This window comes from Lentzea sp. JNUCC 0626 (genome assembly GCF_043632865.1).
GTDB lineage: Bacteria > Actinomycetota > Actinomycetes > Mycobacteriales > Pseudonocardiaceae > Lentzea.
On record NZ_CP171635.1, the window covers coordinates 10,324,662 to 10,350,465 of the forward strand.

17 protein-coding genes and 1 pseudogene are annotated in these 25,804 nt (G+C 67.1%); 11 read left to right on the plus strand and 7 right to left on the minus strand.

From position 1 onward, the window contains the following. The first annotated feature begins 176 nt into the window (after window positions 1-176). From JNUCC0626_RS48170 to JNUCC0626_RS48180, 3 genes are all read left to right on the plus strand, one after another. The gene (locus tag JNUCC0626_RS48170; RefSeq protein ID WP_394617301.1) at window positions 177-1,289 is read left to right on the plus strand and encodes a PucR family transcriptional regulator; all 1,113 of its coding nucleotides are present in this window, start codon (window positions 177-179) and stop codon (window positions 1,287-1,289) included. 164 nt (window positions 1,290-1,453) lie between these two features. Next, window positions 1,454-4,012, plus strand: a complete 2,559-nt coding sequence (locus JNUCC0626_RS48175) for a hypothetical protein (protein WP_394617302.1) — start codon at window positions 1,454-1,456, stop codon at window positions 4,010-4,012. A 364-nt stretch (window positions 4,013-4,376) separates the two neighbouring features. Further along, a complete protein-coding gene (locus tag JNUCC0626_RS48180) occupies window positions 4,377-5,120 on the plus strand; it encodes a type VII secretion system-associated protein (RefSeq protein WP_394617303.1) in 744 nt (247 codons plus the stop codon). A gap of 134 nt (window positions 5,121-5,254) precedes the next feature. Here the strand turns inward: JNUCC0626_RS48180 and JNUCC0626_RS48185 are convergent, their stop codons facing one another. Continuing rightward, window positions 5,255-7,615, minus strand: a complete 2,361-nt coding sequence (locus JNUCC0626_RS48185; RefSeq protein ID WP_394617304.1) for a helix-turn-helix transcriptional regulator — start codon at window positions 7,613-7,615, stop codon at window positions 5,255-5,257. 659 nt (window positions 7,616-8,274) lie between these two features. On the opposite strand from JNUCC0626_RS48185, the pseudogene JNUCC0626_RS48190 reads away from it, so the two are divergent. The 3 genes and pseudogenes from JNUCC0626_RS48190 to JNUCC0626_RS48200 all read left to right on the plus strand — a co-directional run. After that, a pseudogene (locus tag JNUCC0626_RS48190) lies at window positions 8,275-8,679 on the plus strand (ATP-binding protein); the annotation flags it as partial. Window positions 8,680-8,688: 9 nt separating this feature from the next. Then, window positions 8,689-10,896 (plus strand): helix-turn-helix transcriptional regulator, encoded by a 2,208-nt coding sequence (locus JNUCC0626_RS48195; protein ID WP_394622262.1) that lies wholly within the window; start codon window positions 8,689-8,691, stop codon window positions 10,894-10,896. A 20-nt stretch (window positions 10,897-10,916) separates the two neighbouring features. After that, window positions 10,917-13,334, plus strand: coding sequence for a right-handed parallel beta-helix repeat-containing protein (locus tag JNUCC0626_RS48200; protein ID WP_394617305.1), 2,418 nt, complete (start codon window positions 10,917-10,919; stop codon window positions 13,332-13,334). A gap of 66 nt (window positions 13,335-13,400) precedes the next feature. Here the strand turns inward: JNUCC0626_RS48200 and JNUCC0626_RS48205 are convergent, their stop codons facing one another. After that, on the minus strand, window positions 13,401-13,772 hold the full coding sequence (locus JNUCC0626_RS48205; protein WP_394617306.1) for a hypothetical protein: 372 nt from the start codon (window positions 13,770-13,772) through the stop codon (window positions 13,401-13,403). Window positions 13,773-14,528: 756 nt separating this feature from the next. On the opposite strand from JNUCC0626_RS48205, the gene JNUCC0626_RS48210 reads away from it, so the two are divergent. Then, window positions 14,529-16,916, plus strand: coding sequence for a helix-turn-helix transcriptional regulator (locus tag JNUCC0626_RS48210; RefSeq protein WP_394617307.1), 2,388 nt, complete (start codon window positions 14,529-14,531; stop codon window positions 16,914-16,916). Here JNUCC0626_RS48210 and JNUCC0626_RS48215 read toward each other — a convergent pair. After that, window positions 16,901-17,302, minus strand: a complete 402-nt coding sequence (locus JNUCC0626_RS48215) for a hypothetical protein (RefSeq protein WP_394617308.1) — start codon at window positions 17,300-17,302, stop codon at window positions 16,901-16,903. The genes JNUCC0626_RS48210 and JNUCC0626_RS48215 overlap by 16 nt on opposite strands. Before the next feature lie 194 nt (window positions 17,303-17,496). On the opposite strand from JNUCC0626_RS48215, the gene JNUCC0626_RS48220 reads away from it, so the two are divergent. Further along, the gene (locus JNUCC0626_RS48220) at window positions 17,497-18,054 is read left to right on the plus strand and encodes a CAP domain-containing protein (protein ID WP_394617309.1); all 558 of its coding nucleotides are present in this window, start codon (window positions 17,497-17,499) and stop codon (window positions 18,052-18,054) included. Window positions 18,055-18,532: 478 nt separating this feature from the next. Here JNUCC0626_RS48220 and JNUCC0626_RS48225 read toward each other — a convergent pair whose 3' ends face one another. From JNUCC0626_RS48225 to JNUCC0626_RS48235, 3 genes are all read right to left on the minus strand, one after another. Continuing rightward, window positions 18,533-19,231, minus strand: a complete 699-nt coding sequence (locus JNUCC0626_RS48225) for a TetR/AcrR family transcriptional regulator (RefSeq protein WP_394617310.1) — start codon at window positions 19,229-19,231, stop codon at window positions 18,533-18,535. Between the two features lie 133 nt (window positions 19,232-19,364). Beyond that, complete coding sequence (locus JNUCC0626_RS48230; protein ID WP_394617311.1) at window positions 19,365-19,964, minus strand: superoxide dismutase family protein; 600 nt, start codon at window positions 19,962-19,964, stop codon at window positions 19,365-19,367. A gap of 121 nt (window positions 19,965-20,085) precedes the next feature. Continuing rightward, window positions 20,086-21,090, minus strand: coding sequence for a TerC/Alx family metal homeostasis membrane protein (locus JNUCC0626_RS48235; protein WP_394617312.1), 1,005 nt, complete (start codon window positions 21,088-21,090; stop codon window positions 20,086-20,088). Between the two features lie 379 nt (window positions 21,091-21,469). Between JNUCC0626_RS48235 and JNUCC0626_RS48240 the strand changes: the two genes are divergently transcribed. The 3 genes from JNUCC0626_RS48240 to JNUCC0626_RS48250 all read left to right on the plus strand — a co-directional run bounded on the left by JNUCC0626_RS48240 (window position 21,470) and on the right by JNUCC0626_RS48250 (window position 25,274). After that, window positions 21,470-22,633: a hypothetical protein gene (locus tag JNUCC0626_RS48240; RefSeq protein WP_394617313.1), complete on the plus strand. Its 1,164-nt coding sequence runs from the start codon at window positions 21,470-21,472 to the stop codon at window positions 22,631-22,633. 143 nt (window positions 22,634-22,776) lie between these two features. After that, entirely contained in the window at window positions 22,777-23,994 is a 1,218-nt protein-coding gene (locus tag JNUCC0626_RS48245; protein ID WP_394617314.1) for an MFS transporter, read from the plus strand. Between the two features lie 242 nt (window positions 23,995-24,236). Next, complete coding sequence (locus tag JNUCC0626_RS48250; protein WP_394617315.1) at window positions 24,237-25,274, plus strand: class I SAM-dependent methyltransferase; 1,038 nt, start codon at window positions 24,237-24,239, stop codon at window positions 25,272-25,274. Between the two features lie 26 nt (window positions 25,275-25,300). On the opposite strand, the gene JNUCC0626_RS48255 is transcribed toward JNUCC0626_RS48250, so the two are convergent. Further along, entirely contained in the window at window positions 25,301-25,696 is a 396-nt protein-coding gene (locus tag JNUCC0626_RS48255; protein WP_394617316.1) for a hypothetical protein, read from the minus strand. Window positions 25,697-25,804 lie beyond the last annotated feature (108 nt).

Sequence of the window (25,804 nt, forward strand, 5' to 3'; positions counted from 1 at the left end):
TTGCTCAAGGTTGTTGAGGGTTTACCCCCTGGTTCTCGCTGTTTGCCCCGGATCGTGCCACCAGATCCTGAAACCCGCCGATAGGTTGTGATCTGGTTCAGTGCCGAGAATTCATTTGCGGGGGACGTGGGTGGATTCTGGTGAGCGAGTGGGGGCATGACGAGGCGGGGTGTGGAATGACGTTGCTGGATGACCGAATCGAGCGGATCGCAATTAGGTCGGAGTTGCCGGTCGTGGGCGCTACCGAGTTTGTCGAGCAATTGCTGGCGGTGGTCGAGCCTGAGCCCGCGGTACCTGTCGCGAGTGCGCTCCTCGACCAGGCGGCCTGCTTCTACGGTCGAGTTCTGGACGGGAAAAAGGGAGTCTCGCCGTCGCAGCGCGCGCAGATCCGCTCGGCGGGCAAGGCGTTCGTCGCTGCCGGCGGATGCCTCGACGTCATGACGTCCCTGCTGAGCCGACTCGCTTCCCACGTCATGGGGTTGATGACCTCCCGGCGGTTCGACCGGATGGGCGACCTTCTCGACCTGGCGCACGTGCTGATGCACGAGGTCGTCGCGGGTGCGACCGAGCTTCGTGGGTCCAATGAATCGTCGCGGCAACTGCACGGTCGTTTGGTCGAGCGTTTGCTGCTTCACAGCGAGATCGCGCCGGAAATGGCGGAATTCCTGAAGTCCGAGTACGTCGTCGCGTCGATTCGGCTTCCTCGGAGCATTCCGCTGGACTGGCTCGTCGCGGTGGTCGAAAAAGGCCGCCTCGACGGGTTCCTCTGTGCCTCGCTGGACGACGAGGCTGTGATTCTTGTGCCGGAGCGGAGCAAGAAGAACCTCGCGAGACTCTGCGCGGAGGTCGAACTGAGGTTCGGCGTCAAGCCGTGGATCGCGGTCGCGGAGCCTCGTCTCTTCGGCGCGGTGGCGTCGGGATACAAAGAGGTCAAGGGTGTGATGGCACTCGTCCTGGCAACGGGCAGGGCGCCGGGTGGCTTCTACCGGCTCGACGAGTTCCTCATCGAACACGCGGTCGTCAGCGATCCGATCGTGTCCAGCCGCCTTCTCTCGGTGATCAGTCCTCTCGTCGACAACGAGACGTTGATCGAGACCCTCGACGTTCTCATCCGGAACGATTTCAGCAGGTCAGACGCGGCGCGTGACCTGTTCGTGCACCGCTCGACCCTCGACTACCGGATTCGTCGGATCGAGGAGATCACCGGGTACAGCCCGTCGACCGGACGCGGGTCGCACGTTCTGTGCATGGCCAGGACGGTGTACAGCATTTCAAAGCACACCAGGTGACTGAAATTCGATTCGATCCGGCCGGTGTCAGGCTCGATCAAGTGAGGGAAACCCCCTCGGCTTGAGGCGCAATGGGCGGCATGACGGGTTCGGGCGTGATCAGACGGGACAGTGGTGCGCTTTCAGAAGTGAATTCCGCTGTTGTCGGGACAGGAGTGCGCATAATGGTGACCCGTGATGTCGACAGGCCGGAGCCGTCGGCCTCGGCGAGCGGTGGCGAGCTCGTCGTCGAGTGGCAGGGTTCGCATGCCTTCGTGAAGTGCTCAGGAGAAGTGACGGACGAGGGCGCGCTGTTGCCCTCGGTCCCTGCGGTTCCGGGAAATCTTCTGGTCACCGCGTCTCGCACCGCACACGGACACCCGGACCTGTTGGCCTTCATCCGCACGATGCTGGTCGAGATCTGGGCGCGGGGCGTCGAACCCAGGCCGTGGGCGGTGTGGCTGGCGGTTCCCGATCTGGGCAATCCGGACGGGGAGCACGTCGCGTGGCTGCACGGACTGGCGGCGGAAGCCGGTATCGAGGTTCACGCACCCCAAGGCGAAGCCAGACTGCTTTCCGGTGCCGGTATGTACGTCGACCGGAGCACTGGAGGGACGGGCTGGCGCAGGTTCGGCCCTGACAGCTTCGGCGACGTGGTCGGCTGCCGCTTCCCCGTGCCGAGCTGGGAACACCTCCTGCCGCAGGCTTCGCTGCGGACGGCAGGACTGGTCACCCGACTCGTGCCCGCCGGACTGGCCGTCTCCTCGGCTGCTTCCGCTCCCCGAAACGATCATCTGCTGGCACTGCGGGTTCCTCTCAACCTCCGGATTCCCAAGCTCGTCCTCGGAGGGCCCGGTTCGGACTTCACACCAGCGTCTGTCGCCGCGCTCCTCGAACTGCTCCCGGACGCCCTCCTCTCCCAACTGGTCCTCGTGCCGGGTTCGGTGGGCATGACGAGGCCGGAATGGCTCCTGGAGCTGGTCGATCTCGTCGGTCACGACGTCGCGTTGTGCCCCGGCACCCAGATGGTCAGCTCAAGACGAGGTGTGCGGACTGTCGTGCTCAGCGAACGAGGCGAGGAGATGGTCGCCCCCTTCGCCACGTTGTTCCTGCAGAGGCCCGGCGCGGATCTGCCCGTGGTCATCGACGTGTCGCCTCCACCGCTGGGATGGTCTCGGATCGGCTCGCGGGGTTACCAGCCGACGCGGGACAGGCGGCACGACGAGCAGAGTTTCGCAGGGGTGGAGGTCGAGGTCGTTCCCGGCGGCATTTCCGTGCACCTGTCGGGCAAGCCCGCGAACCGGGTTCACTTCGACCCGGCAGGCTGGACCCTCGGGATCGGGACGCCGGGAGCGCAGGTGTCGGACGAGGAACTCGCCGCGGTGCGCAACCTGCTGGACGGTCTTGCGACAGGCCAGCGCAGCAGCGGCCGCGTCCGGGTTTTCGGCGTGATGTCACCCGAGAAGAAGGTCGCGCTCGAGGCCTACGTGCGCGCTGTCGGTGCCGTGCCGTTCCAGCCAGGCGTGACCACGCCGGTGTCGCTGTTACAGCCGAGTGTGGCAGAGGCCGTTCCGGCTGTGCCACAACCGACGCCGCCCGTCGCGCCGACCATCGCCGAGTCCGCCGAGCCCGCTGTCTCGTGGCCTTCCACCGCAGGTTCCATCGCCGCCTCACCTGCTGCCGCGGAGCCACCGGTGGTCGCACAGATTTCGACCGGACCGCCCGTCGCCGAACCACCCGTCGCGACGTCCGGAGCGGTACCGGTGGCGACCGTGTCGTCGCCGGAACCGCCGCAGGTGTGGCGGGAGTCGACGCACGCCGTGGATCTGACCCATGCTGCGGATCCGATGCAGGTTGCGGAATCGCAGCACACGCCGGCTCCGATTGCGAACGACCACGTGGTTCCCCCGCGTCCGCTCACCACCGAACCGATCACTCTGGCCGACCGGCCCAGCACCCCCGCGGAGCAGGCGCGCCTGAGCGAGAGCGCGGGTGCCCGGTACACCGAGGCGCTGGCCACCGTGAACGTCGCTTTGTCGGCCTGGCCGATGCTGCGCCCGGAGTCCAAGGCGGACTACATCGCCGTGTGTCTCTACCTAGGTGCCGGTGAGGTCGGCGGCGTGTCCTTGAACGAGGCGCTTCGCACCGGGGAATCGGCCCCGTTGGACGGATACGCGCAGTGCCTGATGTCCGGCCTGCGCAGGTTGCCGACGCACCGGCAGGTCGTGCTCCGCCAGGAGAACCTCCTCGACGGTGGCGAACCTCCTCACCCGGTGGGGGCGGTGCTGGTGGAACCCGCTTTCCTCAGCGCGAGCACAGGGCTCGACGTCACCACCGATTCGGCGGACGTGGACGTCCTCATCTGGCCCGTGTCGGCGCGCCGGACGTCGGAGCTTGCCGTGGGGCGTGCGGTGCAGGAAGCCGTCTTTCCGCCAGGCAGGCGGTTCAAGGTGCTTTCGGTCAAGACCTGGGAAGAGGAGGACGAGACCGAGGGCACGCGAGCACCGCAGACCGCGTTGCTCACCCGGGAGCTGCTGGCGGGGGAGAACGCGCATTCGGAGGAGTCCGCGGCGAGGGACGTCGACGCGCTGGAGCGTCTCGAGCGGGCGTGGGCGGCGAGGCAGGCCGCGGGTGTCTGGTCGGTCAACGATCCCGACATGAAGGCCCGTCTGAGTCTGCCCTTGCTGGTGGCCGCGGAGGAGCCGGCCGCCACGTCCGACGAGCGACTGGGGATGGTTTCGTGACGTGCCCCGGACGGCGTGTCGCGAGGGAAAGTCCCGTACTTCCGCGCAGGGCCGGAGAAGGGCTCTGATCATTCCTGGCCTCAGGACGACTGAGGCGGAGAGCGGCGAAAGCTCTCGCGAGGCCGTCCCGATCAGTTGCCCCGGTGAATTCCGGACCAGATCGCATTGATCGGGATTCGAGTCCTCGGCCGGTCACGACCTCCCTCCCCGACTGTGACCGGCCGAGGACTTCCCACCTGCAGCGGGCCATGAAGGATTTCCCGGAGAATCCGGGGTTGAAGCTGTGTACGCCCGTCGGACCGAGCGATCTACTCGACCCTTGGGTGAAAATGACCGCGAGGTCAAACTTGCCGAGGAGGCTGTGATGGCGGAAACCGCCACGACCGAGGACACCGAAGTTCGCTTCGAAGGCGACCAATGGGTGTTCCTCATCGATCCCGCGTGGCAGGCCGAACAGGCCGAAGTGGCCGCCGCCGAAGGGTCCGAGCCCGCACGCCCGCCGCTCGAGGCAGTGGTCGGAGGCTGGTTCGTCGAACAGGCCGGGGAGACGAGCAGGTTCCACGCCAATCCTTCCTACGAGCCGTCCAAGCCCGATTCCCCTACCGACCCGGTGGACGCCACGCTGCAGCTCGTGGTGCGGGGCGAAGCCGAGGCCGAGCAGTTGCTCTCGACGATGGTCGAGGGCGCCTTCGGGCTGGCGGTCGACAGCGAGAACACCCCTGTGGTCGTCCTCTCGCCGGACGAGGTGCCTTCCGTGCTGGTCGCCACCGCGCCCGTGCACAGTCGGCGGATCTCCGAGAACGAAGCACTCGAAGGCGTCGCGGCGTGGGCCGAGGTCACGCTGGAACAGCTCGTCGGCCTGCTTCCCGAGGAGGGCGTGGACGTGCTTCTGAACGCCGGAGCGCCCTCGTCCATGCGACTGATCGTGGCCGCGTTGCGCGATGCCGTCACGGAGTTCGGTGCGGCGAAGGGCACCGGGGCCGACGTGCGGACCGAGAGCGAGGACGGGACCGCGACCCCCGCGCCGCCGCAGACCGAGTTCGGACCGTCCAGTACCAAGGCCAAGAAGGGCGCCGGCGAGGACGGTTCGGCGGCACCGTCCGCCTGAACATCTCATCGCGGGAACGCACACAGCCGCAGCGACGTAGATGCCGTCGCTGCGGCTTTCGCGCAGGTCCAGCGGTTCAGAGCCTGCGCGCCCTGTGCCCACCCGCGAACCGGCGGGCACAAGCGCGCAGGGGGCTACCGGAACTGGCCGGTCAGCACCGAAGCCGCCAGCTCGACCCTGGACTGATAGCCGGTCTTGGAGAACAGCCGTGACAACCTGCTCTCGACGCTCTTCTCGCTGCTGGCGAGTACCGTTGCGATCTGCTTGTTGCTGAGGCTCTCGGCGACCAGCACCGCGAGGAGCCGTTCGCTCTCCAACAGTGCCTCCTGGCGTCCTGGTACGACGATGTTGTGCCTGCGCATGAGCGTTCGTGCGGATGAGCGGCTCAGCAAGGCGTTCATCTCGCCCAGGAGCGAGTACGCCTCGGTCAGCAGCGCTGGATCCGCCACGCCGTACCTGACCAGCCGTTGCAGCACGGCGACCTGTTCGAGCGGTTGTCGCCGGTGCCGGATCAGCTTGATTGCGGCCTGGGCCGACGTGTGATCGCTCTCGACCAACGCGTGCAGCGTCAGGCGGTTGATCTCGGTCAGCTCGGTGTTCATCCGGTCGTTCACGTGCTCGATCCTGCGCAGGTACACGGGGAGGAGGCCGGTCTGCCCGGTGAGCAGCGCGATGTCGGCCAGCAGGATCCAGAGCCCCTCGGTACGCGCGAGCACATCCCGCAGCCCGGCCTCCTGAACGGCGTTCTCCAGCACAGCTCGTGCTCGTCCTATCTCGCCGAGAACCAAGTGGTGTCCTGCTTCGGTGATCGCGAGGAGATGCGGTAGAGCCGGTCCGCGGCGACGCGCGGCCGCGATCAGCTCCTGGGCCCTGGTCAGCCTTCCCCGGTACAGCTGCAGGGCGGCGGAGACCTGGTACATCGCGGTCTGGACGGGGTCACATCCGGCGGGAGCACTGGTCGCGATGCACTTCTGCGTCAATTCCAGCGCTTCGTCGATGTCGCCCCGGTAGGTCGCGGCGATCGACCTGCTGGCCAGGCCGAGCTGGAAGGGGTGGGAACCGGTGCGGGAGAGGACCTGGTCGGCCTTGCCGAGCTCCGCCAGGACGAGAAGCGTGCCCACGTGGTCGTTGACCTCCTGCAGCCCAGGAGCATCGGCCGCGACGCGTTCCGGGAGCGTGGTCATCATCTGGTTGAACCTGGATGACGAACCGAGCCACAGCTCCGCACAAGCGTGCAGGCGGTCGACCTGGTCCCTCGTCGTGTCGGTGAACTCCGAGCGGTTCACGTCTCCGAGGATGCAGATGCTTTCCTGCCACCTGCCGAGCAGCGCCAGGGCGAGCGCCCTGGCGGCTGCCTGCTCCACGGCGGAGGCCTGCCACGGACACCGGTCACCTCGAGCGACCGCTTCCACCGCGGCGATGTCGCCGGAGCGGTACAACGCCACCAGGTGGACGAACACGGCCTCCAGCAGGTCCTCAGCGGCGATGGTGCCTTCCCGGGACGCGAGCAGGGTGGTCGACGACTCCAGCGCGAGTGCCGCGTCGCCCTGGGCGAGACAGGTCTTGGCGTGGGTCAGCAGGATCCGGGCTCGCCCCGCGCCGTCCCTGCCCAGTTCGGCCGCGGCGCGCAACCAGGAGGCTGCTCGGCTGCCGTCCCGCAGGATCACGCGGCCGGCGTTGCTCAGGAGCTCGTTCCTCGCTCGCTCCTGATCGACCATCACGCCTGCCGAGGCCAGCTGGTCGGGCAGGTAGTTCGGGTCCGGGCAGTGCGCGGTCCCGTTCCACAGTGCCGCAATGGCGAGCTGAGCCAGTTTGCGCCGCTCGTAGGGCCCGGACAGTTCGGTCACACACGTCGCGAGCAACGGCAGACGGAATCGCCACGACCGGTCCCCTCTGCGGTGCTTCAGCACTCCTGCCTGCTCAAGACGGGTCAGCAGCCGCAGGACCTCCGGCTCGGAGAGCCCCAGCGCGCGTCCCATCAGCCGGGGGGCTGCGTCGCCGAGAGGGCTGAGCACTGCGGCGGCTTTGACCACGCGCCACATCTCGGGCCCAGTTCTTTGGACAGCTGTGGTGAGGCGGGAAGTCTCCAGGTGGGCCGCGGAGAGGGAGCCCCGGAGGTACGCCCTGCCGTCGACCGTCCGGAACATGCCGCTCCGCCGGTAGGAGTCGATCACCGCGCTGGTCACGGCGGGCCAGCCCCTGGTGAGGTGCCACAACGAGGCGAGTGCTTCCGGTTCGAGCGTCGCTTCGAGTTCGCGCGCGGCGAACGCCCCCAGCTGGGTGAGGGACAGCGGCCGGAGGTTGACGCGACCGACCAGCCCGTCGCGCTGGAGCCGGTTCATCACCGCGACAAATGCGTCCCTGCTCTTCGGCGGCACGGGGACCGTGACACCGCACACGCAGATCGACGAGGTGGCGCGCAAGCCGCGGGCGAGGCTCTCGAAGCTGCTGAGCGCGTCGGAGGACAGGTTCTGGAGATCTTTGACGACCAGCACGCCGTCTGGTTCCCGTGGCAGGGTCTCCCCGAACGAGAAGCTGACGTTCTTCGGCGGTCTTCCGGCGGCAGCGCCGAGCAGGTCGACCGCTTCCCCGATCGCACGCTGAAGGTCGAGTCCGGCAGGTCCGCTGACAACCAGTAGCGGTGGGTGCGCGGACCGCTTGAACGCATTAGCGACTGCGTGGAGATCTGTTCTGGAGTGTGAATTCGATCGCACGGCTGAGCCTCACCGTCATCTCAGCCTCACTTGGCTGCATTGCTTGTAGCCTACTCGGGTGAATCTGGGCATTTTGCATCACTTTCGCCGTCGTTACACGGATTCCGGAATGTGTGCAAGTAGTTCCGCGTATCGCGGATCCTGCGGCAAAGGTCGTTCGGCTCCATGGGTGTGTGAGAATCCGAGTTCGGTGGACCTGGAAAGTGGGGATCTTTCAGTCGGCGCGTGATTGGATTCACCTTGTTTGCGCGCCGGGTGGAAACTTCCGCTGCGCGGCTTCGTGTGCTCGTGAGGGGATTCCCCATGCCTGCTTTGGGCTGGGCCACCGACCGCTCCTCGGCTGGGCCGGTCACGATAGTTTCCCGGTCGATCGAGTTCGTCTGTTGTGGCTGGTTCCGGTTCGGCTCGCCACCGTCACGAGGTGAACCTGGAGGTTGCCAGTGCGCAGGGAGCGTGGTGCTTTCATTGGCCGAGAGGCCGAAGTCGCCGCGCTCAACGGCATCGTCGACCACCCAGGGCTGTACGTCGTCGGAGGTGCAGCCGGCATCGGAAAATCTGCACTTCTCGATATCGCGTTCGACAAGTGGCGGCAGCGCGGAGTGAACGTGGTGCGCATTCGGTACGGCGCTGAATCCGCTCGCTGGGACCTCTTCGGTGGCGAGCTGGTGGTCGGTGCTTTTCGGGATGCTTTCGACGAGATCGGGAATTCGAGGATCGCGGCGGCTATGGCGACCGTATCCCGCATGTGCAGGCCGGATGCCTATCAGTCGGACCAAAAGCGGAACAGGTTGTTGATCGAGCTGGAGAAACTCTTCGGCTACCTCGGGAACGGTTCTGCCAGGGCCGCGGTGGTCGTGGACGACGTTCACCTCGCTCCGGACCCGTACTTGGCCGTGATCTCAGCCTGCCGGGCAGGACGCCCGGTGCTGGCCGCCTGCCGCGAGGACGGGTTCGCACCGGAACACGGTGCGCTGGACCTGCTGGCCGACCAGAAGTTCGTCCTGGAGCCGTTCTCCGACGCCGAGCGGCACGCCCTGTTCACCGAGGCGGCCAGAGGTGTGCCTCTGGCCGCGACCGTCGTGTCGGCGACGAGCGCTGCGCTCGGGTCGCTGGCAGGCAACCCCGGAGCCGTGTGCGGCACGTTCGCGGAGCTACGCCGCGTCGGCCGGCTCGTTCCGGTCAAGGGGCAGCTGTGCCTCGTCGCTCCAGACGAGCCGATTCCGTTGCCGGCCGAGAACGACCTGGTGCGGCTGGTCGTGCGCCTGGGGCCGGTGGCGAGTCTGCTGTTGGTGGTGGTCGCGGAGGTCGGCCGGTTCAGGTTGGACACCCTGTGGGCTTTCGCGGCTGCGGTGCGCACGGATGTGGACGTCTGCGGTGCCGTGGTCGACCACCTTGTCGCGGCCCGCGCCCTGGAGTGCGACGAGCACGGTGTACTGCGGAGCGCCTGTGACGCACTCGTCGCCGCAGCCCTGCGCGGCGTCTCAGCGCCAGACGCTCGGCGAGTCCACCGGGCGATCGTCGAACGCCTGCACTCCCCGGCAGCGGCGGCCCCCGAACCCTCGTTCGTGGCGGAGCACGTCGTGTGCGCTGGTGACGAGCTCCCCGCATCGTCAGAGTGGGCAGTGTTGCTGATCGGTCAGGCCGACGGGGTTCTCGCGAGAGATCCTGTGCTCGCCGCTCGCTGGTACCGCGCCGCCCTCCCGCACTGTGACGTGAGCGGTGCGGAGCACGCTCGTGTTCTGAGCGACCTGCAGCGTCTGCTCGTGCGCATCGGGCACTACCACGATCTCCACGAGCTCGTGGCGTACGCGATCAAGGCCGGTCTCCAGGACGGTCAGCGGCAGGAGCTGGCGTTGTCAGCCGCGCTGGGGACGCTCTACACGGGCGTTCGCCTGCCGGAACCGGTCCACGACGTGCTGGCCCCTGGCGGTCTTCACGACTCGCCGCTGGAGTTGTGCGGTCGCTGGCTGACCGAGTTCGCACCGGACGGCCTGCCGCCCGCAGTCGCGGGAAACAGCCTGGCCGCGACCGGACAGGACAGGTGGGCCGGGGGCTGGCACGACGTGGAGAGCGTGCTCAGGTCGGTGTGCGGGCCTGAACACGGGAGGCCGGTGACCGGTCCGGTCGCCGCCTACCTGCCGCTGAGACAGAGCTATCTGACCGGAGACTGGAGCGTCGTTCCCGGCTGCGCGAGAACACTGGAGCTCAGCAAGCCGGACCACCCGCTGGTGCACCCGCTGGCACGCCTTCTCACGGCTGAGGTGCTCGCCTGCCAAGGCGACCTCAAGGGAGCGAAGGGCTGGTTCGACCTGGTCGACGAGCGCTGCGCGTATCCCGCGGCCCGCGCGCTGGTCGAGACGGGAATGGCGATGAGGTCCGGCGAGTTCACCCGTGCGAGCGTCGTCGGCTGGGCGGCCTTCGACCGCCTCGCGGGTGACGGCTGCCAGGTCGGGCTGTCGTGGTTGCTCGTCCGGCTGGCCCACGTGGCGCTGCGCGTCGGCGACACGGAGGAACTCCGCAGGGCCTGTGCGGAGGTGAAGGCGATCTACTTGCAATTCGGTGGAGTGCAGCTGCAGGTCGCGAAGCTGATGGTGTGCGGAATGGCCGAGCGGGACGCGGAAGCCGCGGTGTCGGCCGTGGAGATTCTGCGCGAGCAGGGCAACGTGCCGGGGTTGATGTCCGCCTGTGTGGTCGCCGGATTCGCCTGTGACGACCCTGGCGGCTGGTTCCACGAGGCGTACGACATCGCCAAACGGCTGGGGGACGACTGGATGCGTTCCTCGATCAGAACCTTCATGGTGACGAACGGCGTGACTCCGCCTCGTCAACGCTCTGGACGTGCGGAGCTGTCCGCCGCCGAGGAATCCATCATCCGGCTGCTCCAGCAGGGGATGACCAACCGGCAGATCGCGGCCGCCGTCCAGCTCAGTGAGAAGACCGTGGAGAGCCACCTCACCCGGTTGTTCGCGAAGACCGGCTGCCGGTCCCGGTTGGACCTGGCCAAGGCAAGTCTCGAAGGTCGTCTGGTCCTGACAGGCCTCGACCGCGTCGGCTCGGCTTGAGACGAAAGGGATCACACGACGTGGGAAACGACGTGATCACGGTGACTCAGGTCGCTGCGACGGGATACAGGACGATCTCCGAGGCGATCTCCGCGGCCGCGGACGGCTCGGTGATCGTGGTGGGCCCCGGCCAGTACCGCGAGACGCTCGTGCTGACCAAGGCCGTGACGGTCACCGCGGAGGACGAACCGGGGAGCGTCCGGGTGATAGCGGCTTCGGGGCCGGCCGTCGTCCTGGCCGCGGAGTCCGCCGCCCTGTCCGGGCTGGTCGTCGAAACGCAGGACATCGAGACGCCGGCCGTGGTCGTGACGAACGGGCAGCTCAGCTTCACCGACTGCCGGATCTGGGCCTCGGCGTGGTCTGCGGTGTACGCGACAGAACGAGGCTCGATCCTGATGCGGGGATGTGAGATCAGCAACCCCACGGGTGCCGGCGTGGTCGTCACCTCGTCGACCGGGAACGTGCTCGACACGTGCAAGTTCCTGGACCTCGGCACCTCGGGCGTGGTCGTCGCCGAGCACGGTGAACTGGTCGTGCGGGGGTGTTCGGTGAGCAAGGCTCGCGGCAACGGCATCTGCCTCAACGGGCACGGCCGGGGCACGGTCACCGACACCACGATCAGCGACACCACCAAACCCGGGGTGGCTGTCCAGCAGAACGCGGACTTGGCCGCCACCCGCCTCTCGGTCACCGATGTGGCGGGGATCGGCCTGTACCTGGCGTCGACCGGTCGCGTGCACTTCGAGGACAGCGCCGTCACGGGTGCGGGCGCGGAAGGCGTCTACGTCACCGATTCCTGCGCTCCGGTGCTGAGACGGTGCAGGATCGGCAGGGTGCGGGAGCACGGCATGTTCTTCACCGGCGGGGCCTCGGGCACGGTGTCGGAGTGCGAGGTCACCGACGTCGTCGGCGCCGGAGTCGTCGTCCAGCAGCGCTCCACCACGGAGTTCAACCGAGTGACCGTGACGGGGTGCACGACGACGGGCGTCGGCGTCGACGGTTTCGCCGACCCCTTCTTCCGCGGGCTGCGGATCGTCGGCAGTGATGGCGCCGCGATCGAGGTCAGCGGCGGCGCACGTGGTCGGCTGGAGAACGTCGAGATCGACCGATGCGGCGGGAACGGAGTCGCGATCACGGACGGCAGCAGGACCTCCGTCGAGGGCCTGAGTGTACGTGGAGCCGGCGGTGCCGGGGTGCGTGTGACACAGGCGGCGGCGACACTGACGGACTGCGAGGTCGCCGGCACGGGTAACGCGGGGGTGCACCTCGGCGAAGGGGCGGAAGCCACCGTGACCCGGTGCCGCGTGCGCGAGAGCAAGTCGAGCGGGCTCCTGCTCGACGCCGGGTCGTCGGGCACGGTCGAGGACTCCGAGTTCACCTCCAACGCGGGCGATGGCGTCACCATGCAGAGTGAGGACTCGCTCCGGCTGATCGGCTGTCTGGTGCGGGACAACTCCGGCTCGGGCATCCGGCAGGTCAGGCCGAGCATAGGCCTTGTGATCACGGGCTTGCGCAGCTCGGGTAACAGGGTTGCCGACGCTTACGGATCTGCGGGGTCGGCCCCGGCGCCTTCGGGCTCGCAGTCGCTTGCCGCACAGGCCCCAGACCAACCGGAGGCACGACCGGCGGGTGACCCTCTCAGCGAGCTCAACTCGCTCGTCGGTCTGGAAGGCGTCAAGAGCGAGGTCAACTCGCTGGTCAACCTGAACCTGATGGCGAAGCGCCGGCAGGAAGCCGGGCTTTCCGCTCCGCCGATGGCGAGGCACCTGGTCTTCGCCGGGGCTCCGGGCACCGGCAAGACCACGGTGGCCCGGCTCTACGGGGCGATCCTCGCCGGTCTCGGTGTGCTGCGGTCCGGCCACCTGGTCGAGGTGGCGCGCGCCGACCTGGTGGCGCAGATCATCGGCGGAACCGCGATCAAGACCACCGAGGCGTTCAACAGTGCGCTCGGCGGGGTGCTGTTCATCGACGAGGCGTACACGCTGAGCGCCGGGCAGGGCGGCACAGGCCCCGACTTCGGTCGTGAAGCCATCGACACCCTGATGAAGCTCATGGAGGACCACCGCGAGGACGTCGTGGTCATCGCCGCCGGCTACTCGGCGGAGATGTTCACGTTCCTGCAGGCCAACCCCGGCATGGAGTCCCGGTTCAGCCGGACCATCGAGTTCGAGAACTACACGGCGGAAGAGCTCGTCACCATCGTCAGGATGCATTGCCGCAAGCACGACTACCGGCTGGACGACGAGGCTGCGGCCAAACTCCTGCACTACTTCGAGGTCATCCCCAAGGACGGCACCTTCGGCAACGGCCGCACCTCGCGCAAGGTCTTCGAGGTGATGGCCGACCGGCAGGCGTCCAGATTGGCACAGAGCATGACGGTGGCGACCGCGGACCTGACTCTGCTGACCGCCGACGACTTCCACGACCGCACGTCGTGAAACCACTTCACGGATGAGGGCGGCCGGCGTGGCCGACCGCCCTCATCCGTGAGCTGGAGGCAGTGCTCAGGTCAGGTTCACTCGCACGGCGGTCTGCTGAGCGGCACCGACGTCCGCAGAGCGCTGGGCGGTGTTGCCGGCTCCCCCGCAGCTGGCCGAGCTGAAGCCCGCAACCGTGATGCGGGATCCCTGGTAGAGGGTCACCTTGTCGACGGCGGTCCAGGCGTTGCCCGCGTGCGCGCCGAGCGTGCCGCACTGGCGCGATTCCTGGCACGCGGTGTCGCCGCAGGACGTGACCTGGACGGAGACGCTGCGGGCGGCCTGGGGCGCCATGACCTGAAGGGCCGGGCCGGCAGCTGAGGCCGCAGGGGTGAATCCGGCGAGGGCGGCGGCCGAGAACAGCAGCGTGCTGATGCCGAGGGAAGCGTGGCGATGCATGGTTTGGTGCCTCCGGTGAGGTTGACCGAGCGCTGTGAGGGAGTTTCTCGCGCGTGAAGTGTCTGCCTGCCGCTCGGGCGAAAAACGCGGAGCCGCGCAACAATGCGGATTTCGGGGGAAGTCCCTCACGGTGCCTTCTGGTGGCATCACGGCGAGGAGTCGATGGGGCGGCGATTCACCGGGGCGTCCCTGACATTCACTCGATCAGGTCATCGGGTTGATCGGCCGTTGGTGGCCTGTGCTCCCGCACAATCTCGCAGTGTGGAACAAAATCATTGAAATGTGGCTTCTTCTGGGGGTGTAGGACGGACAAAGCGGACGCTTCCGGCTGTTGTGCCGTGTGTCCAAGTTGTCACAAACCGCCGAACGGGGGACACTGCACCGTAGTTCAGTCGGTCGGGAGACGTCGTTGGATCTTCGGTACGAGCGCAATGCGTCAGCCGGTACCCCTTTGGTGGCGATTGCGTCACCCGATGCAGTCCGGGCGAGGATGTAAGCGTGCACCCAGGGTATCGCCAGTCTCCTTATCGGACATTGGCGGCGGAAGTCTTCGAATCGCTGGGGAGATCAGACGGCGGGACCTTGGTCTTGCTGGAGGGGCCTGTCGGGTTCGGCGTCACCGCCGTCGCTGACGAGTTCTGTCTCCTCGGCGCCAAGGGCGACCAGGACGAGATGGGCAGAAATCCGAACGTAATTCGGATCTCCTCCAACGATGTGAACCTGGGGCCGTTCTGGGCTGACGTCCTCCCCTCGGACATGACGGGAAAAGTCCTTCTCGTCCGTGATGTGGACCGGCTCAAGCCGGAGGTGCTGCCGGCCTTCGAGAGCATGATCCGACGCCTGGCCCGGGAGTCGGTCCTGTGCGTGTGCACCGCGGTGCTTCCCTTGCAGTCCGCGACCAGGACCGAGCTGGGCGCCGCGCTGCGCAGGCTGCGCGACGAAGGACTCGTTCACCACGCCAGTCTTCGTCCGCGATCGAGGACGCAGACCCATGCGCTGGTGACCGCGATGCTCGGTGCGTTGCCCGAGGACGCTCTCGTCGACCGGCTGTGGCACCTGACCAGGGGTTGGCCCGCGGTGGTCGTTGCCGTGGTCGAGACTTTGCGTGACAGCGGCGCGATCATGGCAGTGGACCGGCACGCCTACGTCGCCGGTACCACGGCTTCGATGGATCGTTACGACCGCCGCGAGCTCGTCTACGCCGTCAGCCGCATGGGTGAAGCAGTCTGGAGGGTCGCGAAGGCGATCGCGCTGCTGAGTCCGATGGGCGCGGCGGCACCCCGGCTCGTCGCCGATGCCCTGGGGCTGACCGAGCCCGAAGTGCTGGATCTGCTGGGGAAGCTCAAGGACGCGGGTCTGCTCCACGGTCGCCCTGCGGACCGGTCGTGGAGGTTCCGGATCCCGTTGGTGGCCGCCGCGCTCAGGAACAAGCTGGGGCCGTTCGAACGGCGCTGGCTGGCTCAGGTGGCGGTGACGGCGGTGTGGCGGGGCGAGGTCACCGGCGTGGATCGGTTCCACCTGGCTGATCTTCTGGTGCTGGCGGGGAGGATGGTCGATCCCGCAAGAGCCTGCGAGGAGCTCGTCACCTGTGCGGACGAAGTGGCGCACAGCGATGCCACCAGGGCTGTGCAGTGGATTCGCGCGGCGGTCGACCTGGCTGCCGACCGGTTCCAGCAGGCGAGCCTCCTCTACAAGCACGCGATGACCTGCGCTCTGTACGGCACTGGGCATCTCGCCGTGGAGACGTCGACGAAGCTCCTGCACTCCTTCCGCGCCGAAATCGGCAGAGACGCCAACGACCTGCTGGTGCCGTCGTGCTTCGTGTACATCAGCGCGATGCACGCGACGGGGAACATCGAGGCGCTGCGGAGCACGGCTGACGGCGAGTCGGAGCTTCTGCCGGAGTCGGAGGCGGAACGGGCCGCGGCGAGATCGCTCGCGTACCTGCTGCTGAACGACTGGCGGAAGTCCTTCGAGATGATCGAGTTGATCCACCGGTCCTCTCAGGCCGGCCAGGTGCTCCGCTGGTTGAAGCACATCACGCCGTACGTGCGGCTGTACCTGGGCGTGACCGACGGATTCCACAACGACGTGGTTGAGGTGCGTGGTGCGGTCCAGTCGGCCGAGGCGTCGCCGATCGACCTGATCAGTGCTTGTTCGGGGCTGGTTCTCCTCGGTGACATCGCCCAGTCCGACGCGCTGCTCGTCGAGTCGGGCACCGAGGCCACGACGCTCCGCATTCCGGTCCAGGCCGTGCGGTGCTTCTACCGGGGCGAGTTCGACCGAGCCCTGGAACTCACCCGAAGGCACGTGGCGATGAATCCGCATCAGGGTTGTGACGCGGACATGTCGCTTGCCCTGCAACAGGCGGCCTTGGTGCAGTTGCTGGGCGGGAAGCTCATGCGCGCGCGTGAGTTGCTCGACACCGCGTACTCCCATCGGCCTTCGCTGCCGCACGTGCTCGCCATTCCCCAGGGGATGTACGAGATGACGTTCGGCAATCTCCACGAGGCGAGATCGATCCTTCTGGACGCGTTGGACACCGCGGACGAGGACGCCGTCGTGCTGCACACGGAGGCGACGTGGGCCGCGCTCGCCGACGTCGATCACGAACTCGGGCGGACGGACCAGTTCCCGGTCTACCTCGAGAAGATCGAGAAGATCGCCGGCCAGCTCGCCACCGAGACCGCGGAGGTCCACCGGTTGCGCACGCGGGCACTCGTGCACGGTGACAGGAAGATCGCGAGCCAAGCGATCGAACTCGCCAAGAGACGTGGTCAGCCAGTTGAGCTCGCGCTGGTCATGATGAGGTTGGCGAAGCAGGACCTTGCGACGCGGGACCACGTCCACGAGGTCTACGAGTTGCTGGGCGACTTCAAGGCGTTGCTGGCCAGAGCCTGGGTGAGAGGACTGTTCCGCGCCAGAGGCCTCGCGGTGCCGGGACGTCAGGCGACCTTGGTCGAGAACGAGCACCTCCTGGCGGTGCTCACGGCCGAGGGCTTGAGCAACAAGCAGATAGCCACGGTGCTCCTCGTCAGCGAGAAGAGCGTCGAGGGACGGCTCTCGAGGTTGTTCTCCCGAGCCGGGTACAAGTCGCGAGTCGAGTTGGCCGCGGCCATGCTCGGAGGTCAGCTCGAGCTGTGATTCCGGTCCGGGTTGCGAAGGACCTCGATGACGTGGGAGAGCGCGGTGGGCCATCGAGCGGTGATGTCCACCCACGCTTGACGCAATGAGACGTTCTCGGCGAGCACCAGGTACGGGGGGTCACCCCAGCACGTCGCGACGACTGTGCCGAGCCTGTCGGGTCCGCTCTTGCGGGGCACGCCACCCGGAAGAAAGGCAAGAATGTTCTTCTTCCGTTCGTAGGTCAGGTCGTCGAAGAGTCCTGCGCCCGCACAGGTGAAGCTGCGCAGGAAGTTGTGCCCGACGGTGCTGAATGGCATCGGGGCGTCCGGATGCGCCTCGTTGTATGCGTCGGCCGACGCATAGGAGGTGTACAAGTATTCACCGAGTTTTTCCGTGGTGGTCATGGCTCGATTGTAAGTTGGAAAATCCCGGCAACACTCCAGCTCCGCGCTTTTCGGAGTTCGAAAGTCCTGATTATCCGCCGGATTCGGTCGAGTGTGGCCAGGTGATTGAATTAACATCGACATGCAAATTGTGGTGAGCCTCTCCTTCTGGAGATCAGGAAAGGGGCTCGCGTGTTGGGAGTCAGGAGTGCCGCATGCCCACGAGTCCCAGGCGGAAGCGCCGTGACGGAACCGTGGTGAGGTTCCGTCCACGTCCAGGAGTTCTCGGCAGGGAAGCCGACGAACCGGCATCCGTCTCGTCCTGGGAGCCCGAGGCGGCTTCGTCGCGGGGCGACGACCTCTTCGCCGCGGTCGTGGGCAGCAAGGCCCACCGAACGCGCCACGAGGACGCGGTGGTCAGGTTGGTCAACGAGTTCCGGGTCAAGAAGAACCTGCCACGACTCCGGGTCGACGAGAGGCTCCGCGCCGCGGCCAGGGCGCACAGCGAGGACATGGCGCATCGGGGCTTCTGCGCTCACGAGAACCCTGATGGCGTCACGCCTGCGGCGCGGATGACGGCGGCCGGCCACCCGGCTCCAGGAGCGGAGAACGTGGCGCGCGGCCAGGAGACCCCGCGCAGCGTGATGAACGCCTGGATAGCGAGTCCTGGTCACCACGCGAATCTGGTCAACCCCAGCTTCACCGCGATCGGCGTGGGGGTGTCGTTCGCCGGAGCCCGCGGTCCTTGCTGGACTCAGAACTTCGGCTACTGAGTGATCGTTTCCTCGCTCTTCGGATGGTTGCCGCTCGTCGGCCCTGATTGGGTGAGAATCACCGCCCTGGCAGGTGATGCCGACATCGTCGTGATCCACCGCCGTTGTGCACGCATTGGGGCGAGGCTTGGTGGAGCTGCTCTCTCACAGGGCTCCGGCAGGCCGCGGTGAGCTCCGCGTCGCCTGGAACGTCGCCCAGTTCCGGGCGACGCGGAGCTCTCGCGTCTGTGGGGACTGCGGAAAGCTCTCCGATCTTGTCGGAGTCCGGCAGGTGCATGATCGAGTTCGCGTTACCGTTGGCGCCAGCGATGGAGTCCCGCTTGCCGGGAAGCCGGGTGCGGAATCGGCCGCCGCCCACCCGTACCTGGTCTGCCTGCCATCGCGGTCGCGAAGAGGAGGGGTCGGTGGGGGCGAACACCTGCCCCTCCTCTGAGTGACCTGCCGACCGCCTGCCGCGGTCTGCCAAGGACTTCCGGCATCAAGCGTGTGCCGGGTCGCGCTCACCATGCCGGTCGTACACCACTCGGCGATCGTCCGCTGCCGCCCCGATGACCGTGGCCCACAAGGTGTCCAGCAAAGTCGTGAGCACGCCGTCGTGGTTCTGAACGGACAGCGAGGGCAGATGCCGGATGATCGCCGGGTAGTTCTCCTCGCTGAGGTCGAACCACTGGAACCGTCCGTCTTTCACGCGAGTCCGGGCGTGCAGTGTCGCATACGTCGCGCGCAGTCCGGCGTACGCGAGCAGGGTGTCCGTCAACAGCTGCTGGTGGTGTGCCACGGCCTGACCGCGCAGACACGCCTGCTCCAGAACGGTCAGCACCAGTTCGATGACGGCGAGCTCGCCAGGTCCGCGGGTCATACGACACGACGTCTGCGCGCCGATGTAGGGGTGAGCGACGAAGACGTCCACGAGGTGGCGTGCCAGCGACCGCAGCCGCGCCTCGGGAGGCAGGCCTTCTTGCACCTGTTCGGCCGCCATCAGCAGCAGCCGATCGCCGACAGCGGTCAGGAGAGCATCATGACCGGGGAAGTGCCGCCACGCCGCTGAACGGTCAACGCCCAGCTCCTGTCCGAGCGCGCCGCCGGTGAGTCCCTCGGGCGCGGCTCTCTTGGCGATTGCCATGCAGGCGTCGAGGATGGCCTCCCGCGTCAGTCTGGTTCCCCTGCCTCTGGGCACGATCCACCTCGGTCGTCGGTGATGTTCATCGGTTCATGAAGCGCCGGACCGCGTGCCGGCAACGGGTCCAGCTACCGCGTTCAGCGGAAATCGGGATGAGACTCGCGAGACAGCGTCGGGCTTGCACTGCGGCTCAGAACTGGCCGGTGAGGCAGGCCACGCGCTCGCCCGCCGTGCCGGCCTTGCCGTGTTCCGTGCTGGTGTGAGAGGCGTGGATGACGACGGAATTCGCCTCATCCTTGCGGAACTCCCAGTTCACCGTCGCCGTGCTGGTCGCGGAACCCTGTGCGTCGGTGGTGAAGTCGAGCCAGATCTCGTTCTCCGCGTTGGCGTACGTCGGGTCCGTGCTGGGCGTGACGGGGTCCTTCTCGTTCTGGTAGTGCGGTCCGGAGTCCGCGGGCTTGGCGCCACAGGGCTTGGTGTGCACGTGCGAGCCGTACTTCGTGTTCGGCAGCAGGCCGGCCACCTCGATCCCCACCGTGGTTCGTCCGTTCGCGACGGACGTGCCGACGGACGTCTTTGCGCCTTGCGGAACACGCCTGGCGTCGTAGGAGAAGCCGTCCTGGTGGCCGGTGGACACCTCCGGAGACAGGAGACTCGTCAGGACGGCGTGCTTGATTCCGGTGATCGATGTCGGAGTGCTTGAGCCCGCGGAGGATGCGGTGCTGTCCGAACAGGCCGTGAGCCCGGCGAGCAGGACGGCGCTCACGAGGGCTGCCGTGGACGTGCGCATGGTTCTCCTAGTTCGAGCAAGCGATCGTCAAGCTCCACTATGGAGGGTGAAGTGCGTTCGCTGCCCCGGGATGCGCGGACTGCGGAGTCGAATCCGCAGTCCTGCCCTTGTCGCGCGACGGTCAGCCGGAGTCCGTCGTGGTATCGCGCTGGGCGTGCAAGCAGCCCGCGTGTGCCTTGGCCGACGGGTCGTTGCGCGTCTTGACGAGGCTCGCGACCGTCACGACGACCAGGATGCCGATGATGATGCCCAGGCTCAACGGTGTCGGCACCTCGGGCACGCTGGCCGAGATGTCCACGTGTGCCCAGTGCAGGATCAGCTTCACGCCGATGAACGCGAGGATCACCGCGAGCCCGGCCGACAGGTACACGAGCCGGTCGAGCAGGCCCTTGACGAGGAAGAACAACGCCCGCAGCCCGAGCAGCGCGAACGCGTTGGCGGTGAAGACGATGTAGGGCTCCTCGGTCACGCCGAACACCGCGGGGATCGAGTCGAGTGCGAACAACAGGTCGACGCCACCGATCGCCACCAGCACCACGAACAACGGCGTGGCGAGCCGCCGGCCGTCCACCCGCGTGAAGATCTTGCCGCCCACGTAGTCGTCCGTCACGGGGATGATCTTGCGGGCGGTCTTCACCACGACGTTGTTCTCGACGTCGGGATCCTCGTTGCGGTGCCGGAACAGCTGCACGGCCGTGAAGATCAGCAGCAGCCCGAACAGCAGGAACATGAACGTGAACAACGACAGCAGCGTCGCGCCGACCGCGATGAAGATGCCGCGCATGATCAACGCCAGCACGATGCCGAACGTCAGCACCTTGTGCTGGTGCTCCTCCGGCACCAGGAACGTCGTCATGATGATCACGAAGACGAACAGGTTGTCGACCGACAGGCTCTTCTCGACGATGTACCCGGCGAAGTACTCCGCGCCGAACGTGCCGCCGTGCGCGCTCGCGAACCACACGCCGAAGCCGACGGCGACGAGCACGTATAAGATCGACCACAGGCTCGCCTCGCGGAAGCCGATCCGGTGCGGCCGCCACGCCGCGAGCACGAGGTCGACCGCCAGCAGCAGCACGATGACCCCGATCGTGCCCGCCCACATCAGCCCGCTGATCTCCAGCACAGAGCACTCCTTTAGCAGTGCGACCGCCTTCGGGCGCTCTCGAGGTGGTACGGACGACCCTACTCGCCGGCCTCTCGCGGAGTCCATTTCGGACCGCGGAGGGAGGTCCGAACTTCACGGAAGTTGTTCATCGATCTTCGGGGGTTGGAGTGGGCGTCGCCTGAACCGAAACCTTCGGAATCTTTCCTTGTTGCTGGCGAACGCAAATATGCTGGTGAGTCGGCGATGACCGGTGATGGCTGTGGAGGTTGCCCCGATGGCGGATGCGATGGGGTGCGGTGGCTTCGCGGCGACTGTGGCTGGAGCACGCTCGGCGCTCGGAGTCCCAGTTGCTCGAGCCGCTGGTTCGGTCGAGGCGCGAGCGTTTCTCGTAGCCGCGATGGACGCGCATCTGGGATCGAACAAGATCTCGCTCGCGCAGAGCTACACCGACCAGTCCGGCCTGCAAGGCACCGCGTTCACCTACGACAACGCGCTGGCGGTTCTGGCGCTTCTCGCCTGTGCTGATCGCGAGTCTGTGATCCGCGCCCGCAGACTGGGTGAGGCGCTGGTGTACGCGCAGGAGAATGACGCGCAGTTCGACGACGGCCGGTTGCGACAGGCGTACCAGGCGTCCGCTTTCGTGAGCGCGGACGGCGATGTGCTGGGCGACAAGAGGTTCGGGACGACCGGCACGTCCACGAGGGACATGGCCTGGGTGGGGATCGCACTCGTCGCACTCGCCGAACGTGTCGGCGGACCGCGTTATCAGGCGGTCGCGGCCCGGGTCGGCGAGTGGATCGAACGGTTCGCCCGGGTCTCAGGCCGGCCTGGCGGTTACGCGTCCGGTGTGGACGCTGCGGGACAGCAGCGAGTGCAGAGACTGACCGAGGACAACATCGACCTGGTCGCGTTCTTCACCAAGCTCGCGAAGTTGCTCGGGGACTCGAAGTGGTCCGCGCGCGCCGCGTACGCGAGGAAGTTCGCCCTGAGCATGTGGAACCCGGTGGCCGGTTTCTTCAACACTGGCACCGTCGACAGCGGCCCGGTCGGTGAAGGCGCTGTGCTTGCGGGAATCCAGTCGTCGGCCTATCTTGCGATGCCCGCGTACGCGCGTGCGCTCGAGTGGACCATCGCGCGGCACGCCGTGACCGATCACGCTGGCAGATCGAACAACGCGGTGCCCGCCGGGCTGTCCTTCGAGGGTGTCGCGTTCAGCACAGCCGGCGCGGTCGCGAACGAGGGTGCCGCGATGGGGCCTGGCCTGCCGAAGCCGAACAGGAACGGCGTTTGGTTCGAGGGCACCGCGCGCCTCGCGCTGGCGACGCGGGCACAGGGCAACGTCCAGGTGTCGGATCGGTTGATGGCCTCGCTCGCACTGGCGCAGGAGATGCTGGGCCGCGCTCAGACGATCAACTCGAAGTCGCTGCCCGATCGGGTGGGGCTCGTGGCCGCGAGCAGCCCGATCGACACCGGGCCGATGTCCGGCTGCTTCCCGTATTGCCACGTCGGTGCTACCGCGTGGTATCTGCTCGCGGCGAGAAACGTGAACCCGCTGCGGTGAGGTGACCGGAATCTCTCCTTGGTGCGCGCGTTCGTCCCGTTCACTTCCGTCATCTTCTGAAATTGCGTACTCGTGGCGTACCGGCAGGGGTGATGCGCGGGCGGTACGCCTACGGTCTCCCGCGAACGGGTTGATCAGTGATCGTGGGGGCACGTGTGGGTACGGCTGTGGACGAACGGTGGCAGGCGCTGCGAGGACTGCGCGCACTTCCTTTGACAGCGCGGTTGCTGGCGCTCACGCAGCTGTTTTTCAACATCGGTTTCTACCTCGTCATCCCCTACCTCGCAGGGCACTTGGCAGATCACGTCGGGCTCGTGGGGTGGGTGGTCGGGCTGGTGCTCGGGTTGCGCACGTTCAGCCAACAGGGCCTGTTCGCCGTCGGCGGCGCGCTCACCGACAGGTTCGGTGCCAAGCCGACGATCGTCATCGGTTGCCTGGTACGGGCCTCCGGCTTCACCGTGCTCGCCGTCGCCGCGCATCTTCCGCTGATCGTTCTCGGTGTGGTGCTGACCGGACTGGCGGGTGCGTTGTTCTCGCCCGCGGTGGAGTCCTCACTCGCACAAGAGGTTCCGGCGCCGGCCAGAGCGGACGCGTTCGCCGCGTTCGCTGTCGGCGGAGAGATCGGCGCGGTGACCGGACCGTTGCTGGGCATCGCCGTGGCCGGCCGCTTCCAGATCGCCTGTGCCGCGGGCGCGGTTCTCTTCACGTTGATCGCACTGGTGCACTGGGGACTCCTGCCAGGCCGTCCAGGCGCGCACAGGGACGAACCGTTGCTCGACGGGTGGCGTCAGGTGTTCGGGAACCGGCGCTTCCTAGTCTTCGCCGCGGGGTGCTCGGCCTACTGGGTTTCCTACAACCAGCTCTATCTCGCGCTCCCGGTGGAATTGGAAAGCAACGGCGCGCCGGCGAGCGCGCTCGGACTGTTGTTCGCCCTCGCCTCAGCCATGATCGTCGTTCTGCAGGTCCCGCTGACCTCGGTCGCGCGTCGTGTTCTCGGGCGAGGGCGAGCGGTGACGTCCGGGTTCGTCGTCATGGCTGTCGCGTTCTTCGTCGTCGCTACGGTTCCCGGGCTCGTCGCGACGATGACATTTGTGGTCTTGCTGACCTTTGGGCAGATGCTGCTGGTTCCGTTCGTGCAGGAGCTAGTTCCCGTGCTGGCGGGCGAGCGCAGGCTCGGAGTCCACTTCGGATTGATGGCCTCCGTGGGCGGTGCCGCTGTTCTGGTCACCGGCCCCGTGAGCGGGCTCCTGCTGGAGCACGGCAGGATCGCCTGGCTGTGCTTCGGGGTCGTTCCGCTCGTCGGCGCCCTCGTGGTGGGTGTTCTGGCTCGAGGCAACGTCTTCGGCGACCGGACACGGTGACGGGCAACCGTGGAACAACTTCCGCAAACATCCGAAAGGGACAGTTGCGACGGCTGTGCCGTGGAACCATCTGAGGATGGCTGGGGCCCCTGTCGCGTTCGTCACTCGGATCCAGGTGCCGGACCGGTGGACCTCGGAGACTGTGACGAGATGCTGTTCGCCCTGAGGTGAGTGGACATCGGACGCTGAGCGCTGCCGCCCGCAGACCGGCCATCATCCCCGATCACCGCGGAGGAGTTCGGATGACCGACCTGCAAGTCTCGCGGCACAAGCTGACTCCCGAAGTCCAGCTCGAACTGGTGAGCCTCAGGGCGATGGCCGATGCGTTGGGACTGAGGTACGCGACAGCCGGGTCGATCAGTGCGACGTTGCGCGAACTGGGTGTTGTCCGGCGCCACGAGTGGCTGGTCCGCCGGTGGCTGCTCGCACTGGCGGCGGAAGGTGTGATCGAGCTCGACGGGGACTCGTTCCAGGTGTGCGGGGTCGTGCCCGAATCCGGAGTGGTCGACTTGGCGGAGTTGCAGGAGTGCCTGCGGCTTCCGGTGGACGTGGCCAGGTTGCACGCGGGCGCGTTGACGGTCCTGCCGCAGTTGCTCCGCGACGAGATCACCGTCGGCGAGTTGCTCGCGCCGATCGGCACGGAGCAGGATGCGATCGCGGGCGAGGGACTCTCGCTCCTCACCGACGAACTGGATGACGCCTGTGCGAACCTGTTCCTGCGCAAGCTCATCAGCATCAGGAGGGACCTTCGCGCGGTGGAGATCGGCGGCGGTACCGGACGCCTCACGGACGCGATCTTGAGCGAGGTGCCGCGAGCGGCGGACGACTACCTGTTCACCGATGTGTCCGAGTACGTCCGGCGGGTCGCGGCCGCGGCCCGCCCGCAGATCTGGACTGCGGCGCTCGACGTCAACGAGGACTTCGTCGCGCAGGGTTTTCCGAACACGAGCGCCGACGTCGTCATCGCTGGACACTCGTTGCACCACGCCGTCAACATCGGCCGTGCGCTGACGCGGATTCGCGACCTGCTCGAGCCCGGTGGCGAGCTGTTGATCACCGCGCCGGTCGGCGACGACCTGGCGGCGCTCACCTCGACCCACTTCCTGCACTCGCCGGCGCAGGACCGGGAGGTGCTGCGGGGCGGGGACATCCACCCGCCGGAACGGCTCTGGCGTGTGGCCCTGCGGGCCACGGGGTTCTCACTGCTCACGTCGATGTCGGTGGGGGGAAGGTCACCGGTGCGGCACCACCTGTTCCACGCGGTCCGAGAAGCGATCTGACCACGCGGAGGGCTGAACCCCGGGGTTCAGCTCGCCAGGCCGACCGAACCCCAGTACGGGTGGTAGTTGCGCCACGACACCCACGTGTAGGCCAGGTTGTCGGCCGTCACGTCGCCGAAGCCGCTGCTCTGCCCGTCCCCGGTGCAGTTGCTGGAGGCGTAGAACGTGAGATCTGGGGTGGAGTCGTTGTCGACGTGCACCGATGATTTGTACGTCTTGCCGGACGGCAAGGAACTCAGGCACACCGTCGAGTTCGGTGCGTCCACGTTGTTGTGGCGCTCGACCAGAACGCTCCTGGTCTCGGACGGCACCTTGGAGAAGGCGATGAGGTGCTGGCCGGCGGGTGAGTCCGCCTGGGCGGCAGGAACGGTCAGGAGCGTGGCGACGGCCACGGCGCTGACAGTCGAGATGATTCTGAGCAATTCGGCTTCCTCTCAGCGTACTGACCTCGGTAGGTTCACCACTTCAAGGTAACCGCGCTACCAGCGCCGATGATGGTCGGTGCCGTTGGATCCTCTGATTTCAGCGGG

Excerpts from the sequence above, each read along its gene's own strand:
- JNUCC0626_RS48170 (WP_394617301.1), top strand. The coding sequence starts at position 177 with ATGACGTTGCTGGATGACCGAATCGAGCGGATCGCAATTAGGTCGGAG.
- JNUCC0626_RS48175 (WP_394617302.1), top strand. The coding sequence starts at position 1,454 with ATGGTGACCCGTGATGTCGACAGGCCGGAGCCGTCGGCCTCGGCGAGC.
- JNUCC0626_RS48180 (WP_394617303.1), top strand. The coding sequence starts at position 4,377 with ATGGCGGAAACCGCCACGACCGAGGACACCGAAGTTCGCTTCGAAGGC.
- JNUCC0626_RS48205 (WP_394617306.1), bottom strand. The coding sequence starts at position 13,772 with ATGCATCGCCACGCTTCCCTCGGCATCAGCACGCTGCTGTTCTCGGCC.
- JNUCC0626_RS48210 (WP_394617307.1), top strand. The coding sequence starts at position 14,529 with ATGACGGGAAAAGTCCTTCTCGTCCGTGATGTGGACCGGCTCAAGCCG.
- JNUCC0626_RS48215 (WP_394617308.1), bottom strand. The coding sequence starts at position 17,302 with ATGACCACCACGGAAAAACTCGGTGAATACTTGTACACCTCCTATGCG.
- JNUCC0626_RS48220 (WP_394617309.1), top strand. The coding sequence starts at position 17,497 with ATGCCCACGAGTCCCAGGCGGAAGCGCCGTGACGGAACCGTGGTGAGG.
- JNUCC0626_RS48230 (WP_394617311.1), bottom strand. The coding sequence starts at position 19,964 with ATGCGCACGTCCACGGCAGCCCTCGTGAGCGCCGTCCTGCTCGCCGGG.
- JNUCC0626_RS48240 (WP_394617313.1), top strand. The coding sequence starts at position 21,470 with ATGGACGCGCATCTGGGATCGAACAAGATCTCGCTCGCGCAGAGCTAC.
- JNUCC0626_RS48250 (WP_394617315.1), top strand. The coding sequence starts at position 24,237 with ATGACCGACCTGCAAGTCTCGCGGCACAAGCTGACTCCCGAAGTCCAG.